This window comes from Pseudomonas sp. NY15374 (assembly GCF_048068255.1).
GTDB lineage: Bacteria > Pseudomonadota > Gammaproteobacteria > Pseudomonadales > Pseudomonadaceae > Aquipseudomonas > Aquipseudomonas machongensis.
Window position 1 is genome coordinate 261,043 of sequence record NZ_JBLUPZ010000005.1, and the last position, 17,451, is coordinate 278,493.

Genomic DNA, 17,451 nt, shown 5'->3' on the forward strand with positions numbered 1-17,451 from the left:
GGTGAAACGCTTCAGCCGAGCATGCACCTGCTGTCGGAAATATTCCAGTCTGGTTGAAGTGCGATGATTCGCCATCGCCAAGCCGTTGGCGCCCGACAGGCGCCGACGGGTGGCCACGGTGTCTACTCTTCCGGTGACGGCGGCTCAGGCGACTCGGCGAGCTCGGCTTCGGGCGCCGGTGGGAAAGGCAGTTCCAGCAAATGCTCGGCCCCCGCGGCAATCGCTTGCTCGCCCAATACCGCGTCTTGATCCATCAGGTGAAGGCGTCGCCAGATTTCCGTGAGGTTCGCCTCGGGGGCCGCATTGAACTGATCATCCTCGATCAACGTCCTCAGGTCCCTGCGGTACTGGAGGGGCAGGCGATTCCAGACGCTGAAGTCTTCGTCGCTGGCCGTGGACAGCAGGGCTTCGTATTCATGCTCGGCGACCATCAGGTCTACGCCGAAACGCACGTAGTAGGCATTGATCTGCGCAATCATGCCGTCGTCCATGTGTTGGCTTTCCAGCCGCATGACCATAGCGAGCGGACGCGGCAGAGGTTGCGGCTGTGGCAGTTCGGTGAAACGGTTTTCGCCCAGATTGACGATGTGCGGGTTGCGCATGTTCGCCAGGCCAGCGGGCATTTCGCTCAATTCGCAATTGCCGAGCAGCAGCGATTCCAGGTTGGGCAGGGCTTCCAGAGCAGGGCTTGTCTGCAGCGGATTGTTGGTGAGGTCCAGGGTCCTGAGGTTGACCATCTGGTTCAGCCTTTGTTGTGCCTGTTCGTTCCAGATCAGGTTGTTTTCCTCCAGATCCAGCAGGCGTAGCGTTTGCGGGTTGCGCAGTTGCGGAAAGTGTTGCAGCGAGCACGCTTCCAGGCTCAGCGTGTGCAGATTGGGCAGGCGTTCGAGCAACGAAGCGGGAAGGGTGCTGATTTGCGGGTTGCGGGCCAGGTCAAGAAGCTGGACATGCGGGAAGTGGTGGGGTAGTTCCAGGCTGGCGAGGTCGGCGTCGGTGAGATCGAGGTCGGCCAGCTCCAGTGAAAACAGCCACTGTTCGCCCAGCGCTTGTCGACTCATGCCGCGCCAGCTGTTCAGCAGTCGCGTCATGGCCTGGGTTCGGGCAGGTGAGCCCTCGGCCCAGGCAGCGAAGTTGGCCGTCACTACTTGATACTGCGCGTTCAGGGACGCCACAGCCTGATCCGGGCTCACTCCTTGCTCGCGACTCGCGGCAAAGAAGGCTTCGACGCCTTCGTCGTTCATGGCGGGGTAGATCTGCTGCACCTGGCGGTAAAGCGCCCGGTCGATCGGTTCGGGAGGTGGCGCAGGGACGACTGCCGGCTCAGGCTCGATCCCGGGTGCAGGGTTCGGATCCATCGGCGTTCCTCCACGAAGCCCCTGTTGCCTTAACCAGGCGAAGTCGCCGAATGGGCGCAGTTGCCGGGCCCAGGCCTGGCGGTCGGCGTCGACCAGGGCTGTCAGGCGCGCTCGCAGGCTGTCACCGGTGCTGGCCTCAAGCGCCAGCGCCGCACGCTCATTGGCTGACAGTATTTTCACCGCAGCCTGGCACAGATCGGCAGTGGCGGGTGTGGGGGCGGGGCGCTCGCCCAGATAGGGCTCGTACCCCTGAGCAGACTGGATGATGACCCGCAAGCGCGTAGCGTAGCGGCTGCCAGCTACGGCAAGGGTAGGCCCATGGGGGCTGTCTGCGCGCAGCTCGATACGCACATCCTGTGGCCAGCCTTTCAGCGCGGTCATGGCTTTGAGCGCAAGGCGTTCGCTGTGCGCGCTGGCCAGCCCGGGCAGGTACAGGCCTTCGAGGCCGCGGACAACCGGCAACTGCGCCTCGAGGCCCTGCGCAAGTCTGGCCAGGCGTGCGGGGAGGACCTGACCTGTGCTCCAGGCCGCTTGTTCGGTCGTGGTCATCGAGCCGAGCAGGCGCCTGCACAATGGCGCACCGAGTCTGGGGTAGTCCTGCAGCATCCGCGCTTCGTCGACATGGGCCGGCACACTGGCCTCGTAGCTTTCGGCGAACAGCCTGTCACGCTCGGCGGCGCTCGCTGTCGGATAGTTTTGCGCGATCTGACGTTGCACGCGCAGGCGTGCCAAGGTGTCGGCCAGCAGCGGTGGGGTCTTGGCGTGGGTCAGGTGTACCTGGCGCAGTTGTGCTTCGTCCATGCCGCTGATGCGTGCTGCCTGCTCCAGTTGCGCCGGGGTGAGGGTTTCAAGGCGGCTGTCCAGGCGCCTCACCAGTGTCGCCAGTGACCAGTCGCGTGGTTGTTCGTGCTCGGCGCGCCAGGCGCCTTCGTCATTGTGCTCCAGCAGCGGTTGGTAGGCCTCAGGTTCATCAGGATGAACGAGCCGCCAGCGCTGCAGCTGTGCGTCGAAACGCCGCAGATATCTGTGGCCGTCCATGTGCAAGGACTCCGGCGTGATCTCGGAGGCCTTGACACGGTAGGGCGTCAGGTCGCCGCGCCAGAGGCGTTGGCTGCCATCGGCGCGGGTGATCGGATCGAGGCTCTCGAGCAACGGTGTGCGGGTAAGCGTGCGTACCACCTGTCCGCCGACATACAGCCCGGCGATCACTGCCAGGTTGAGGCCTACCACTTTCAGGTGCTGGAACGCCTCGTCGCGATCACCGACCTCCCAGGCCTCGTAGCCTTCGTAGACCTCATGCAGCAGTTGGCAGGCCGTTACCGCGACCATCAGTACACCCACTGCGGGGATGAACATGCCGATGGTCATCAGGGCATTCAAGCCCAGGCTCTCCCACATCTGCAGGCGCTTCTTGCGCGCCTGTTCGTCGGCTTGGGCCGTGGGCACGGCGAACAGCATTGCCTCGGCCTTGAGCCAGGCGAGATGGTCGGTGTACAGGAAGTCGAACAGCGGCCCTTCGATATCGTGCCGCTCCAGGTGCAGATCGGCGCCATCAGGCAGTGTCCAGGCCTGATCATAGCCCGCGTGCGCATCGCTGCTGAGGTTCTGCCGCGCACGATCGACGAACTGCAGGCGTTCTTCGCTGGCGATCAGCGCCAGGCAGTGTTTGCGAAAGGCGGGGTCGCAAAGGTCGGTCTGCAATTGCACCACCAGCGCCTGGTCACTGCTGAAGACACGGACGGCGGCTTCCTGACCTGGGAGATACAGCAGTCGACCGACGTCACCGGCGTCGATCAGCAGGGCCTCGTGCAGCGTCACGCCGAACAGTTGCAACCGTTGGCAAGGCAGGGCCGATCCGTCATCGAGCAGCTGCTGGATGCAATCCCGTGCGTCGCCGCCGATCCGATGCTGCAGCCGCGCCAGGTCTGCCGCCAGTTGTAAGTTGCTCTGGTAGAGCCTGATCGCGGCAGGGCGGACACAGGTCTGGCTGAACCTGGCTTGCAGGTGTTCCTGGTAGCGCTGGCCCAGGTCGAGATTGCGGCAGGTGCTGGCGAAGGCTTCGGGTGAAAGCGGCAATGCTTTGATGCTGAAGGCTTTGGAGGCCAGGGGGTAGGGCACTCGGGTTTCGCTGTCACCGAGGGTGGTGGTGCCGGTCACCGTGATGTCGGTGATCTCGGTATCACCCTTCAGGGCCAGTGCGCTCTTGATGTTGAAACTGATGCCATCGGCAAAGTTGTGCAGGGCAGCCTCGAGCAACGGGCGACGCTCGTAGGTGCTCACGTAGACCTCATGGGTGTAACGGTCATGCACGTGGATCAGCTCCGCTGTGCGCAGCGGGGCCTGGAACCCGTGCTCGGCTTTCAATTGCGCGGCGAGCAGTGGCTCGGCGAATTCGTCGATCTGCTGGAGGCCCTTGAGCGTCCGGGCCAGGCGCTGCTGCGCCGTGGCCAACTGCGCCTGGCTGGCCAGCACAGCCTCGCGCAGTTCGGGCAAGGCGTTTTCGAAGTCGTCGGCGTGTTGCCCTGGCAGGCCCTGCAGAGGCAGCGCGCTGGCGCGCAGGGTTTGCCATTGTTCTTCACTGAGTCTTGACGCCCATGAAGGCAAGCGCTGGATGATGAGGTTCTGGTGGGTGGAGGGGAGAGTTGAAGGCATGGCTGTCGCTCCTGTTGTGGAACGCAACAGCAGGCGCCATCGATGGCTGATTCGGGTGGTAGATAGATGCAGACCGTGGTGCTCTTTTCTTTGGATTACCTGCGAAAGCACACCACGCACACGCGCACCGGGCATGCCAGTGCGCAGGCGTCAGGACATGTTCAACTCGGTATAACCCACCCGTTCCACCCCCTGCAACTGGCGGTCGACCAGGCTCTTGAGGGATTCCCCGGTTGCCAGGTAGGCATCACCGAAGTCGTGGCCGCCCAGGGCGCTGGGATGGGCCACCACCTCCAGTACGCCATGCGCCGGCGCCAGTCCGGCCTTGAGATCCAGCGGGGTGCAGACGTAGTCGGCGGTCACGCCGCAGAGCTGTTTCAGGCGGCGGTTGAGCAGGGTCTTGAAGACCCGCTTCAGTGGCCCGATATTGGCCCCGACATTGCGCGCCAGACGCACCGGTATGGTGTGTTCGCGGGCAAACCGTGCGACTACCTCGCCGACCGGCCAGATGTTGTGCACGTGCTGGTGCGAGTCCAGGTGGCTGGGTATGACACCATGGGCCACACAGCGTTGCCATTGAGCCTCGAGCTCCTCGCGCACCGCTTCGCGCTCGCTGCGTGACAGGCGCAGGGTGCGCTGGCGCAGCCCGAGGTCGAACTCGCCCTGGGCGGTGCAGAAGCGCGGTTCGGCGAGGATCGCCTGGCTCAGGGGGCGGCCGTAGGTCAGGTTGAAATGCAGGCCGATGCGGCCCTTCAACGCCGGCTGCTGGGCCAGTACGCACGCGGCCTGGAACGCCGGCATGTTGGCCATCAGTGTTGCCGAGCTGATCAGCCCGGCCTGGAACGCGTGCAGGATCACCGCGTTGATGGGGGCACTGAGGCCGAAATCGTCAGCGTTGACTATGACCTGGGATGGCATCCGTTCGCTCCTGTGTGGGGTTCGGGGTGACGTTGGCTGGGCCGTCGGCCTTGCGCAGGCGCGGCTTGAGCCAGCGCCAGCAACGCAGGGCCAGGCCCAGGGCGATGCCGTCGGGGCGCCAGCTGTAGCCGCTCAGGCGCCATTGTTCGACCTGGCCGGTCTGGCGTTCATGCAACTGGTGGCTGGAGTTTTCAAGGCTTACCCGCGAGGCGTCGACCCAGCTCCAGCCCTCGTCGAGGCCCCAGTGGATCCACTCTTCGAGCAGCACCCGGCCACTGCCCAGCTCGCGCTGTTCGGGCACGAACGCCAGGTTGTAGTCGTAGATGCGACCGTGTTCAAGCAGGCCCAGGCGGTAGCTGATGCAGCGCCCGTCCAGCTCCAGCAACACCAGGCACACCAACCCTTCGCCAGCCAGTTCAGTGAAGGCCTGGTACATCCACTCGCGGCGCTGGCTGCCCGAGAAGATGCCGACGTCGTCGTCGCCTTTCCAGCTCGCCGCTTCCACGGCGCTGACCGCATCGAGCAGGGCGGTGATGTTGTGGCGGTCGGCGACCACCCGGCGCACCTGCGCGCCGCAGGCTGCAATGCGCTTGCGTGCACGGCGCAGCTTGTAGCGTGGGTCGCCACTGACCTCCTGGCGGTCGGCTTCACTGATGCGGTGCACCGGTACACGGCAGGTCAGGCGGCGCTCGAAGGTCGAACAGGCCGCAGCCCATTGGCGCAGCCAATCCTCATCGCCACCGTGCACCACTTCACTCAATTGCAGCAGCGCATGGGGCAGGTGCTTGCGGATGGCTTGGAGCACTTGTGTGGCGTGGTGTGCTGGCAGGTCGAGCAACAACGCGATGCGGTCGCTCAGCGGGTGGCCCAGGTGACGCACCACCGGGACATTCAGTGGCCCGACCGCCTGGCGCTCGCGCACCAGCGGCAGGCACAGGCACAGGCGGCCATCGAGGTGGCCGAGCAGGATCTGCAGTTGCTGGCCTGGTTGCAGTGCGGCCTCGGCGGCGCACAGCCAGCCCAGGTGATTGAACGGGGTGCTGCCGGCCACGCGCTGGCGCAGCGCCTCATAGCCGGCGGCAGGGAAGCTGGGGGTGCGCAGCGAGGCGCACCAGCTCAGTTGCAGGGCCATGGGGTCAGGACGCCGTGGCCGTGGCGCTTTCGGACGCCGGTTTACGCAAGGTTTCCAGGCGCGACTCGCTGTAGCGGCTCTCGCGGAAGAACTTCCAGCGCCCGAACAGGCAGTAGACATTCATGATGCGCCCTTGCTCCTGGTAGCCCATGCGCAGGTGCAGCTTGAGCGCCGGGATGTTGTGTTGTTCGCAGACGTCCACCACCTTGGTGCAACCCTGCGCGGCCATGGCCTTCCACAACGCCACTTGCAAGTCCACCGACAGCTCGCTGCCCCAGTACTTGCGGATCAACTCGCCGCCGAATTCGAAGAACTCGCCCGGGCCTACCGGAAACCAGCACCCATAGTAGTGGCGGTCGTGGTAGTTGCGCGCGCTGCCCCAGATGAAGGCCACGGTGTCGCCTTCGTCATCTACGAACATCAAGCCTGTGTAGCCCTCGGCGGCCAGCTCGCGCATGGTCTCGACGCGGTCGCCGAAATGCCGAGTGAAGGCCTTGACGTTGTTCACGGTGATGTTCTCGAGGCGCAGTCGCGCATAGGGTTTGAGGCGGTGCGGGGGCACCGGGGTTTCCAGATCGCGTTCCATCCACACCAGCTCCCAATGATAGAAGACGTAGTGTCGCCAGGCGCTGCTCAAGGTGTTGCGCAGTCCCTTGCGCTTGATGCGATCCTGGATCTTGCTCAATGCACGCATGGTGCCTCCTGTTCATGGCAGATCGAGGTGCGTTTCATGACGCACTCCAGGTCAGGGCAAACAAGGTCTGCCCTGGCAGTTGAAAACGGATCTGTCCCTGCTGGCAGCTGACGCGGGCAGGGCGCGGCTGATTATCGGGGCCGAACAGCTCGAGCCGGGCGGCCGGGCAGTCGCCGAGTGCCAGCTCGACCTGCTGCACGCGCTCGGCCTTGTTGACCCCCAGCAGGCTGCGCTGACGGCCGTCGGCCATTGCCAGGACGTCGACCTCGAAGGCGTCGTTGTCCAGGGCCAGTACCTGGCGCAGCCAGTGGCGCTGGATGAACTGCTGGGCAAGGCCCACCGGCTTGAGCTCGAAACGCTCATCGCCCAGCACGCGGATCATGCCCTTCGGCCATTCGGGCTCGTCGGCGACATGGAACCAGTTGAGCATGTCCAGCAGGCCGTCGGCGGAGGCGTTGATCACCACCGATGCCCACCACAGGCCAGCGTAGTGGGTGTTCTGGTCATAGGGGCTGAGGCTGGAGCCGCTGGACAGGTTGGTCTGGTCGAGCAGCAGCGCCTTGCGCGGGCGGCCCTGGTTGTCGAGGCCGACCAAGGCCGCGGCCTGGCGCACGCTGTCGCGGTAGCTGCGGGTGGCGAGCAGGTCGCGGACCATCCATTCGTGCCAGGCCAGGGCATCGATCTGCGCGCCGTGCTCCTGGAGCAGGCGCCGGGCCCAGTCGATGCCGCGCAGGTCCTTGCTGCCCTGGGTGAAGGGGCCGCCGAGCAGGCGTGATGAGGCGGGCATGGCGATCCGCACGCCTGCCTCCCGAGCGCCCGGCCAGGCGCTTACGCGCTGGGCCATGCCGGTGAAGAAGTTGCGGTAGCTTTCATAGTCGCGGTAATTGAGGTTCGGCTCGTCGGCGAAGGCCAGGTAGTGCAGGCCCTTGCCGCCCAGGCGTGCGGTGCCGGCCAGCCAGGCATCGAGGCCATCGTGGCTGGTGCGATCGGCGGCCAGGTCGGCGCGCCTACCGGTGCCGGCGAGCAGGGTGATGTCCTGGGTGATGCCGAAGCGCTGCTGGTACAGGCGTCGCCAGGCGTCTTCATAGCCGGGTTGGCGGGCGAGCACGTCCATGAAGCTGTAGTAGCCGGCCGCCTGCGGGCGCAGGGCGTCGAGGGCGGCGAAACTCGACGGTGGCGGTAGTACGTAGGGCAGGTTGACCCCCAGCAGCGGCGTGGGGCCGAGCACCTTGGCCTGGAGCTTGAGCCGCACCTGCCCGGCAAGGTTGGCGACATCGCCCAGATGATCGGCGCGCTGGGCGAACAGGTTGGCGCTGCCGTCGAGCCAGAATGCCGCCTTGCCGCGCCCTTGCAGGCGCAGGCGCCAGGTTTCGTCGCGGGGGCTGACTGGCAGCGCCTGCTGGTCGAAGCGCCAGTAGGCCGGGTAGGGCTTGAGCGCCACCTCGACCTGCTGGCCGTCGCTCAGGCGTTGCGCCGAAAGCCCGCGCACGCCGCCGTGGAACTTGCCGGCCAGCGTCGCCTGCTCACCGGCCTTGACCCGGAAATACAGCTCGACCCGTGGTCCGACCTCGGCGCTGAAGTGCACCTTGGCGGGGGCGAACAGGGCGCGCGTGGTGTCGCTGTGCTCGATCTGGTAACCACGGAAGCTGTAGCCAGGGACCTCCAGGCGATAGGGACCGGCGTCGACGCTCAGTGGCCAGCGCTGCTCGCCGCGCAGTTCCTCGGCCTTGATCGCCCGCTCGCCGCGCAGCTGGCCACGGCCGTCGAGCAGGAAGATGCGCTCGGCATTGGCGTCGGCCTGCCATGCCGGGTGCCAGCGCAGGCGCAGTTCATCGTTGCGTCCTGGTTGCAGGTACAGGCTGCCATCGCGGATATCGCCCCATTGCAGGGGGGCCGCAGGTGCCAGCGGCACCCACAGGGCACAGAGCAGCAGCCAGCGTTTCATGCTGGCCTGCGCTGCAACATCTGGCGCAGCGGCGCGAGGTCGCTGGGCAGGATGATCAGAGTGTGCAGTACCGGCACGCCACTCAGGCGGCAGTACAGCACCAGCATGGCCACGGTCACCGCCAGGTAGGCGATCGATGACGCCGCGGCGGCGCCGACGATGCCCCAGGTTGGAATCAGCAGCACATTGAGCACCAGGTTCAGCGTGGCGCCTGCACCCATCATCAGCGATACCGTGCCGGGGCGGTTCTTGCCCAGCAGGTCCAGGCGCAGGATGCTGGCGTAGCACAGCCCCAGCAGCCCTGGGAGCAAGGCCAGCAGGGCCGGGTAGGCCGGTTGGTAGGCCATGCCGAACAGGGTGACGATCAGCCAGTCGCCGATCACCGCCATGCACAGGCAGGCGCCGAGCATCACCGTGGCGGTCAGGCGCAGTGCCAGGGGGGTGAGTTTTTCCATGCCGGCGTCCTGCTGCAGCAGGCGCTTCATCAGCGGTGTGGTCACCGCTTCCGGGACGATCAGCAGCAGTTCGGCGGCGGCACTGGCCATGGCGTAGTGGCCCAGTGCAGTACTGCCGAGCATGGCGCCGATGAACAGGTAGTCCGAGCGCAGGATGACTTGCTGGAACAACAGGTCGGGGTGGCTCTTGGCGCTGTAGCTGAGCAGCTCGCGCTGGCCGCCGCGGTCCCAGCGCAGGGCCAGCGGATGCTGGCGGCGCAGCCACCACAGGCCCAGCACCAGCACCAGGGCGATGCCCACCAGCCAGCTGATCAGCGCCGCCTCCAGCGCCTCTTCACGCCACATCCAGAACAACGCAAGAAACAGCAGCAGCGGTGCGGCCGATTCGGTCAGGCGCAGCACGTTGAACGCGCCGACGCCACCGCTGGCGTTGTGCAGCGTCAGCAGGCCGCTCTTGAGCACGGTCATCGGCACCGCCAGCAGCAACAGCCAGGCCAGCAGGCCCAACTGCAGGGTGATGTCCAGCTCGGCACCGAACTCGCGCACCAGCAGCACGCAGACCAGCGTCAACAGCCCCGCCAGCAGGCAACCGTAGACCAGCACCTGGGTCAGCAGCAGGCCCATGTCACGCTGCTTGGCCGCCTGGTAGCCAACGGCGCTGTTCAGTCCGCCGCTGGTGGCGGCGCTGATCAGGTCGGGCAGGGTGCTGAGCAGGGCGAACAGGCCCCGCTCGCTGGGGCCGAGGATGCGCGCCAGCAGCACGTTGCGCAGCAGGCGCAGGCCGATCATCGCCAGCTTGGTGCCCATGCTCAGCGCCAGATGGCGCAGGTAATGGTTGCGGCTCATGAGCGGCCCCCGCGGCTGATGCGCCAGGCCAGCAGCGATGGGCGGCTGGCATTGCGCTGGCTGACGCCGATGCGTGGCAGGGCCAGCGGATCGTCATGCCCCTGGCAGATGCCGGCGCGCGTGCTCAGGGCGAAGGGGTAGCGGTGCGCCGCCACGCGTGCGCGCACGCGATCGTCATGATCGCCATTGGGGTAGCAGTACACCGGCAGGGGGTGTTGGCAACCGTGCTCCAGGGCGGCGTGGCTGCGTTGCAGCTCTTCGTCCAGGCGCCGGTCGTCGAGATAGGGCAACAAGGCGTGGCTGGCGCCGTGCGGGCCGAAGCGCACCAGGCCCGAATCCTCGAGCTCGCGCACTTGCTGCCAGTCCATGGCCTGGGGCAGCGATTCGGCCGGGCAGGCGTCGGTCAGTTGCTGCAGGGCCTGCGGGCTGAGGCTCTTGAGGCTTTGCAGATAGTGCGCCAGCACCTGGCTGCGCGCTTGCGAGCGGTCGTTCATGAAGTAGGCGGCCGGCAGCGGTCGGCCGAGCTTGCGCAGGTACTCGATGAGGTTGTGCCGCGCAGGTTCGCCGTGGCTGCCCCACAGGGTCTCGCCGACGCTTTCCCACCAGAAGCGCTGGCGGCTGCCGATGTAGTCGGTGGACAGGAAAATGCTTGCCGGCACCTGGTGCTTGCGCAGCAGCGGGAAGGCGTTGCTGGCGTTGTCGCGCCAGCCGTCGTCGAAGGTCAGGGCAACCTTGGGGCGCTGGCTGCTGCGGGGGGGGGCATGGTCCTTGAGCAGGTCCATGAGGCTGACGCAGTCGAAGTGCCGCGGTAGCCAGCGCAGCAGCCCTTCGAAGGCGCGTGGCCCGACGCACAGCTCGTTGCGGTGCGGCAAGGCGGCGCTGGCATCATCGGCCAGTACCCGATGCAGCATGAGGATCACCCCGGCGCCGCGCAATTCGGCGCGGCCCTTGGGCGACTTGAAATACAGCCAGCCACTGGCCTGTTTGATCGTCGTCTTGATCGGCATGTCCATCGCTCATCGATTCTGGTCGGGATTCCATTGGCTGTAGCTGTGCCCGCGCAGGAATTGCCACAGGCCGACACTCATGCCCGCCAGCGTCACCAGCACGAAGGCGGCCAGGCGGAATGGCCTGGGCAGGCGGTGGCCAGCATCGAGCAGGCCGGCGATTGCGGCCGCATAGCCGAGCAGTTGCGCGGTCAGGGTCAGGTGGTAGAAGTGCGATTCACCCACCAGCCACAGGTTGGCCAAAAGCAGCGGCAGCAACAGTACCGGCGCCAGGCGGCGGATCAGCTTGTGGCTGATCAGGGCGATGGCGTACAGGCCGTGACGCATCGGGTTGAGCAGTTCGCTGCGCGCGGCCAGGCTCTGCAGGCCACCGACGGTGACGCGTTGGCGACGGCGGAACTGCTTGTCGGCCTCGTCCACGCCCTGGTCGAGGACGACCGCCTCGGGCACGTAGACGATGCGCTGGCCGGCGGCCGGGGCGCAGGTGCTGATGTAGAAGTCATCGTTGACCTGTTTGGGAATCGCCTGGTACAGCGGGCGGCGCAGGGCGAGCAGGGCGCCGTCGGCCGAGACCATGCAGCCGGTGCGGTTTTCGACCTTGCGCACCCAGGCTTCGTAATGGCGATACAGGCTGTCGCCCAGGCTCAGGCCCTTGCCTGGGGCGGGGATGATCATGTGCCCGGCAGTCCCGCCGACATCTGCGTCGGCGAAGGGCGCCAGCAGCAGGCCGAGGGTGTTGCCGGCCCACTGGTTGTCAGCGTCGGTGAACACCAGGATATCGCCGCGGCAGACGCTCACCGCAGTGTTCAGCGCGCCGGTCTTGCCCAGGCGCGGCAGGTCCAGCACCTGTACCCGTGGATCGTTCACGGCGCGGGCCAGCGCCACGGTGCGGTCGCTGGAGCCGTCGCTGGCCACCACCACCTGCAGTTCGGCGGCCTGGTAGTCCTGGGCCAGCACGCTGGCGAGCTTGGCTTCGATATGCCGCTCCTCGTTGTGCGCGGCGATCACCACGCTGACCCGCTGCGGCGCTAGCGGACCGGGTGTGCGCACAGGAAAGAACGGTGCAGCCAGGGTCAGCAGCACGGGATAGCCGACCCAGGCGTACAGCGGCAACAGCAGGCACAACCAGAAGATGATCTCAGCCACGGGCGGGCCTCCTTGCGGTGCGGTTGAACAGGCTGAGGATGAACGCAGCGCCGGCCAGGTGCAGGCGCAGCCAGTGCAGGCCCCAGAGCTGCAGGGTCAGCAACGTGTCGTGGTGCCTGAGGCTCTGGCGCAGGCTCAGCGCCAGGGCAGGCAGGGCGCTGATCAGCAGCAGTACCAGGGCCACATGGGGGAAACCTTCGAGCAGCGTCGACAGCGCCATGGCGTCGAGTACCCAGGCGCCCACGGACAGCAGCGGGAAACGCAGCAGGCGCAGGCTCACGCCATGGCTGCGCAGCAGTTGCAAGTGGCTGCCCTGGCGCCACATCTCCTTGCCCAGCCACTCACCCCAACTGCCCTCGAAGCCCCAGTGCAGGACCACCGGCTGGCGCAGCACGCGCAAACGGGCGCCGGCTTCGTGCAGGCGCAGGGTGAAGTCCTTGTCTTCGCCGGTGCGCAGGCGCTCATCGAAGCCGCCAACCTGGTCGAACCAGGTGCGGCGCATCAGCAGGTTGGGGGTGGGCAGCCAGGTGCAGTCCTGTACCGTCTGCCCGGCGCGCAGGGTGCGGCGTTGCCAGGCGTGGGCGAACCATGGCGCCTGGCGCGGGGTGTCACAGTCGAGGGCGAAGACGTCGCCTTCACCGCGGCGCTGCAGGCCCAGCAGCAGGTCGAGCCAGTTGTCCGGCACCTCGATGTCGGCATCCAGAAACGCCAGCCATTCACCGTGGCTGACCTGCGCGCCCTGGTTGCGCAGGGCGCCGATGGCCACGCCAGGCAGGCTCAGCACCTGGGCACCGTGCTGTCGGGCAATGGCAGGGCCGTTGTCGCTGGAGCCGTTGTCGACCACGATCAGCTCACAGCCGAGCCCCGCGCAGTGGGCGGCTTTGCGCGCGGCATCGAGGGTGCGGCCGATATGCCGGGCTTCGTTGAACATCGGGATGACGATGCTTACCTGGTTCATCGACGCGCCTCCACGTCTCGCGACGCGGTGGCCTGGCGCAGCAGCACGCTGGACAGCGCCAGCATCAGCCACAGGTACTTGTGGCTGGGGGCACTGAGGAACATCAGGAACAGCCCGATGGCCAGCATGCTCATGGTCAGGTGGGTCATCAGGTCGGCGTTATCGTGCTCGCCGGTGGCACGCCAGGCCGCACGGGCCTGCCAGAAGTTGCGCAGGGCCAGGGCGATCATGCCGACGAAGGCCAGCCCCGCCGGCACTCCGGTCTCGCTGAACAGCTCGAGGTAGGTGTTGTGGGCGCGACGATAGAGATCGGTGGTCTTGCTGTTGACCGGGGCGAAGGCCTTGGAGAAACCGGTGTCGGCATAGTGCAGCGGGAACGTGCCGGGGCCGGTGCCGAGCATCGGGCTGTGGCTGATCATCTCCTTGCCCACCACCAGGTACGAGGCGCGTCGGCCCAGGGATTCGTCCTGGTGCGCATTGACCCCGGACTTGAGCAGCATCAGCGACTGGATGCGATCGGCGTAGCCGGCCGGCATCAGGGCCGCGCCCAGCGGCAGGACAATGGCCAGGCCGAGCATGGCGAAGCCCAGGTGACGCGGGCGGATCCGTGTCAGTTGCTCGCGGTAGTTGTACAGCACGATGCCCAGGCTGATCAGCAGCACCACCAGGCCTGAGCGCGACTCGGTCTTGGTCATGCCCACCAGCAGCAACAGGCAGCAGCCGGCCCAGAACAGCTTGAGTGGAATCTGCCGGGTCTTGATCGCCAGCCACAACCCCAGCGGCATGGCGATGGTGATCAGCAGGGCGAAAGCGTTGGGGTCGAGCATGGCCGAGGCGCGACCCTGCTCCTGGTACTTGGTGGAGAAGATGGCGAACAGGCAGGTCACGCAGACACTGACGGTGATCAGCCGCGCCAGCATCGGCAGATTGAGGTCGCGCCCCACCAGCAGGGTGATGACGAACACCACCAGCCCCACCAGCAGTTCACGCAGGTGCAGCACCGACAGCTCGACGCTGTCGCTGGTCCACAGGCTCAGCAGGTACAGGGCCATGAACGGGATCAGCAACCGCCACTGGTTGCTGCGCAGGCGCTCGGCCGGCAACTGACGCACGGCCAGTTGCAGGGTGAGGATCAGCACCAGGCCCAGGCCGATCAGCTTGGCGCCGGAGACCATGCTGTCCTTGAGCAGCCCTTCGAGCGGCACCAGCGCGGCGATCGCCAGCAGGCCCCAGGCTGGCTTGCGGTACAGCACCAAGGCACCGGCCAGGCCGACCACGGCGCCAGGGGCCAGGTAAGGGTAGGGGCTGGCCAGCAGCCCCAGCGACAGCAGGGCCACCAGGCCCACCAGCGATAGGGGGATGATCATGCGACAACCTCCATGGCCGTGCCCTGGTACACCAGGGCCCAGCGTTGTGCCAGGGTCGGCAGGTGGTAGCGTTCGCGCTGGGTCTGGCGGGCGCGGGCCACCAGTTCTTCAGCCTGTTGCGGATCGCCCAGCAGCGCCTGCAGGTGGGCAGCGAGTTCATCGACCGCCAGCGGTGCGGCAAGCAACCCGCTGCGGCCGTGTTCGATCACATCGGGAATGCCGCCGACACCGAAGGCCACCACCGGGACGCCGTCCTGCATGGCTTCGAGCAGGATCATTGGCGTGCCTTCGGTGCGCGAGCTGATCACCAGGGCATCCAGTCGGGTCATCCAGGCTTGCATGTCGCGCTGGAAACCCGGCAGCGTGATGCGCTCGGCCAACCCAGCGGCATCGATGCGCGCCTGCAGCGTGGCGCGTTCGGGGCCGTCGCCGAGCATCACCGCGTGCAGGTGCGGGTGGCGTTGGCACAGCGGGATCAGGGTGTCGAGGAACAGGTCGGGGCCTTTTTCGCTGGACAGCCGCCCGACATAGCCTGCCAGCCAGGGGGCTTGGCGCGATCCCTGGCTCTGTACCGCGGTGTTGCCATCGCGGGACGAGCCCGCTCCCACAGGGGCCGTGGGGGTTGCGCAATGCACAGGTGTCGAGGCCTCCAGCGAACCCTGTGGGAGCGGCCTTGTACCGCGATCACCGGCGCAGCCGGTGCCCTGCACCGCGGTGCTGCCATCGCGGGACGAGCCCGCTCCCACAGGAGGTGTTGCGGCCTGCAGCGAACCCTGTGGGAGCGGCCTTGTGCCGCGATCACCGGCGCAGCCGGTGCCCTGCACTGCGGTGCTGCCATCATGGGACAAGCCCGCTCCCACAGGGGCAGATTGCACAGATGCCACAGGCTCCGGCAGGCCGTTGGGTATCACCTGCAACTTGCTGGCTGGAACACCCGCCTGGCGGTGGATGCGGGCAATGCTCTCGGCCACGCACACCACGGTCGCCACCGTGGGTGTGCGGCACAGTTGCAGGCTCAGCCAGGTGTAGAAGCGCTGCTTGGTGCTGCGCGGCGTGAAGCCGTGCTGGGTGGTCACCAGTGGCAGGCGCCACAGGGTCGCGGCCAGCCAGCCGAAGACCATACCCTTGAAGTTGTGGGTGTTGATCAACGGCCGCTCCCCACGCACGACCGCCACTTGCCTGAGCAGTGCGCCCAGGCCATGGCAGCTCTGGCAGTCGATGCCGGCTTCGCGAAAGCGCATCACCAGATCCTGCGGCGCGTCGAGGAACAGCACCCGGTGCCTGCCAGGGGTTGCCTGGCAGTGGTCCAGGAGCATGCGCTCGGCGCCGTAGAATCCGCCGCTGCTGAGCAGATGCAGGATCAACTGGCCGGTAGCGGGCACGGCAGCGTTCAATTGCGCACCCAGTGCATCAGGCGAGGCAGCGACCACGACTTGTGCGGGTTGGGCAGCGCCGGGGTCTGGTCGTTGATCACCAGCAGCACCGGCAGGCCCAGCTCATGGCTGATTTGTGCAGGGTGCTTGAAGCGGTGGTCGAAGAACTCCTTGACGTAGACCAGCGCGATGGCCAGCAGCAGGCCGGTGACCAGACCGAACGGGATGATCAGGCCAGGTTTTGGGAACGACGCGGTGGCCGGCTCATAGGGTGCGCTGAGGATCCGCGCGTTGGACTGGCTGCCATCGAGCAGGCCCTGGCCGCGGCTTTCCTCATAGCGCTGGGCATAGGTGGAGAAGGCCTTGTGCAGGGCATCGATCTCGGTGTCGAGCTGGCGGGTCTTGCTCTGGGTCTCGCGCAGCTCGGTGATGCGGTTCTTGTATTCACCGATGCGTTGGGTCTTCTGGTCGATCACCTGCTGGGTCACGGCCAGGTCCTGCTGGCGTTCGCGGATACGGTTCTCGACGATCTTGAGGAACTGGCCGCGCAGCTGGGCGATCTGCTGGCGTGCCAGGACCATCTGCTCGGCCCCGGGCTGGAACACCGTGGCATCGCCGTTGTAGCGGGCCAACAGGGTGGTCAGCTGCTCGCCCAGTTGCTTGATCTCGCGGTCTTCGAAGGCGACGTTGTCGACCGTGGTGGTGAAGGTGTAGGGGAAGGCATAGTCGGCCATCTTCGCCTTGCTTGCCGCGGCCAGGCTGCTCTGCAGGTAGTCGAGCCACTGCTGGTTCTCCAGCTTGCGGTCGCGCTGCAGGTTGAGTGCCTGTTCCTCGGTGTTGATCGCATTGAGGCGGAAGGTGATCTCTTCTTTCGGATCGGACGAGCCGATCGCCGTCAGCAGGGCCAGGCGTTGGCCCTCGAGGTCGCCCAGGCGCGCCTGGTAGTGCAGTTTCTTCTGCTCGTAGAAGGTCTCGGGCAGCTCGTTGGACTGCAGGTCCTGGCGGTTCTTCAGGAAGTTGTCCAGCAGGCGGGCGACGAACAGGGTGCCGAGGCGGGCGTCATCGGCGCTGTAGGTGACCGAGATCACGTTGGAGCCGGGCAGGGTCTCGATCTTGAGGTCCTTGACCGCCTGATCGGTGAGCTCGTCGAGTTGGGTATCGCGCTCGTCGGCCACCGACTTGCCCAGCAGGCGATGCAGCGGATCGACGATGCCATGGCGCAGCGGGTCGATCACGGTGCGTCGCAGCAAGCCGGGATCGGCCTGGTACTGGCCTTCCTGGCGCAGTTGGCTGATGGTCTGGCGGATCAGCGTGGGCGAGCGCAGGATGTTGCTCTCGGTCTCCATGTCGGCCAGCGACGGCGGGATGAACTGGTCCGCCTGCTGCGCCAGCGAGGAGCTGGTATCGCTTTGCGAGAGCTTCTTCGATTGCACGATGACTTCGGCGGTGATGTCGAAGCTCTGCTTGAGCACCAGCGGCAGAATCACCGCGATCACCGCGAAGATCAGGAACACCCGTTTCACCAATTGGCGGTTGGCGAAGAAGACGCGGAAGAACTCATGCACATAGTTTTCTTTCGGTTGCGTGGTCATGGTCCGTCCCC

General features: G+C 66.4%; 12 protein-coding genes. All 12 read right to left on the minus strand.

From position 1 onward, the window contains the following. Window positions 1-122 precede the first annotated feature (122 nt). The 12 genes from ACNFHO_RS13710 to ACNFHO_RS13765 all read right to left on the minus strand — a co-directional run bounded on the left by ACNFHO_RS13710 (window position 123) and on the right by ACNFHO_RS13765 (window position 17,440). Window positions 123-4,007: a dermonecrotic toxin domain-containing protein gene (locus ACNFHO_RS13710; RefSeq protein WP_416766655.1), complete on the minus strand. Its 3,885-nt coding sequence runs from the start codon at window positions 4,005-4,007 to the stop codon at window positions 123-125. 150 nt (window positions 4,008-4,157) lie between these two features. Next, window positions 4,158-4,925 carry a ChbG/HpnK family deacetylase gene (locus ACNFHO_RS13715; protein ID WP_416766656.1) on the minus strand — a complete coding sequence of 256 codons (768 nt, stop codon included), beginning with the start codon at window positions 4,923-4,925 and terminating at the stop codon, window positions 4,158-4,160. After that, window positions 4,897-6,057, minus strand: a complete 1,161-nt coding sequence (locus tag ACNFHO_RS13720; RefSeq protein ID WP_416766657.1) for a GNAT family N-acetyltransferase — start codon at window positions 6,055-6,057, stop codon at window positions 4,897-4,899. Before ACNFHO_RS13720 ends, ACNFHO_RS13715 begins: the two co-directional genes overlap by 29 nt. Before the next feature lie 4 nt (window positions 6,058-6,061). Beyond that, complete coding sequence (locus tag ACNFHO_RS13725; protein ID WP_054893951.1) at window positions 6,062-6,751, minus strand: GNAT family N-acetyltransferase; 690 nt, start codon at window positions 6,749-6,751, stop codon at window positions 6,062-6,064. Between the two features lie 34 nt (window positions 6,752-6,785). Beyond that, entirely contained in the window at window positions 6,786-8,696 is a 1,911-nt protein-coding gene (locus ACNFHO_RS13730) for a hypothetical protein (protein ID WP_416766658.1), read from the minus strand. Continuing rightward, a complete protein-coding gene (locus ACNFHO_RS13735; RefSeq protein WP_416766659.1) occupies window positions 8,693-9,997 on the minus strand; it encodes a lipopolysaccharide biosynthesis protein in 1,305 nt (434 codons plus the stop codon). Before ACNFHO_RS13735 ends, ACNFHO_RS13730 begins: the two co-directional genes overlap by 4 nt. Next, window positions 9,994-11,004: a polysaccharide deacetylase family protein gene (locus ACNFHO_RS13740; protein ID WP_416766660.1), complete on the minus strand. Its 1,011-nt coding sequence runs from the start codon at window positions 11,002-11,004 to the stop codon at window positions 9,994-9,996. The genes ACNFHO_RS13735 and ACNFHO_RS13740 overlap by 4 nt, the downstream gene beginning before the upstream one ends. Before the next feature lie 9 nt (window positions 11,005-11,013). Then, window positions 11,014-12,150: a glycosyltransferase gene (locus ACNFHO_RS13745; RefSeq protein ID WP_416766661.1), complete on the minus strand. Its 1,137-nt coding sequence runs from the start codon at window positions 12,148-12,150 to the stop codon at window positions 11,014-11,016. Beyond that, window positions 12,143-13,108, minus strand: a complete 966-nt coding sequence (locus ACNFHO_RS13750) for a glycosyltransferase (protein ID WP_372821043.1) — start codon at window positions 13,106-13,108, stop codon at window positions 12,143-12,145. The genes ACNFHO_RS13745 and ACNFHO_RS13750 overlap by 8 nt, the downstream gene beginning before the upstream one ends. Next, window positions 13,105-14,475 (minus strand): O-antigen ligase family protein, encoded by a 1,371-nt coding sequence (locus ACNFHO_RS13755; protein WP_063544512.1) that lies wholly within the window; start codon window positions 14,473-14,475, stop codon window positions 13,105-13,107. Before ACNFHO_RS13755 ends, ACNFHO_RS13750 begins: the two co-directional genes overlap by 4 nt. Continuing rightward, window positions 14,472-15,905, minus strand: a complete 1,434-nt coding sequence (locus tag ACNFHO_RS13760; protein WP_416766662.1) for a glycosyltransferase family 4 protein — start codon at window positions 15,903-15,905, stop codon at window positions 14,472-14,474. The genes ACNFHO_RS13755 and ACNFHO_RS13760 overlap by 4 nt, the downstream gene beginning before the upstream one ends. Beyond that, on the minus strand, window positions 15,866-17,440 hold the full coding sequence (locus tag ACNFHO_RS13765; protein ID WP_416766663.1) for a GumC family protein: 1,575 nt from the start codon (window positions 17,438-17,440) through the stop codon (window positions 15,866-15,868). Before ACNFHO_RS13765 ends, ACNFHO_RS13760 begins: the two co-directional genes overlap by 40 nt. Window positions 17,441-17,451 lie beyond the last annotated feature (11 nt).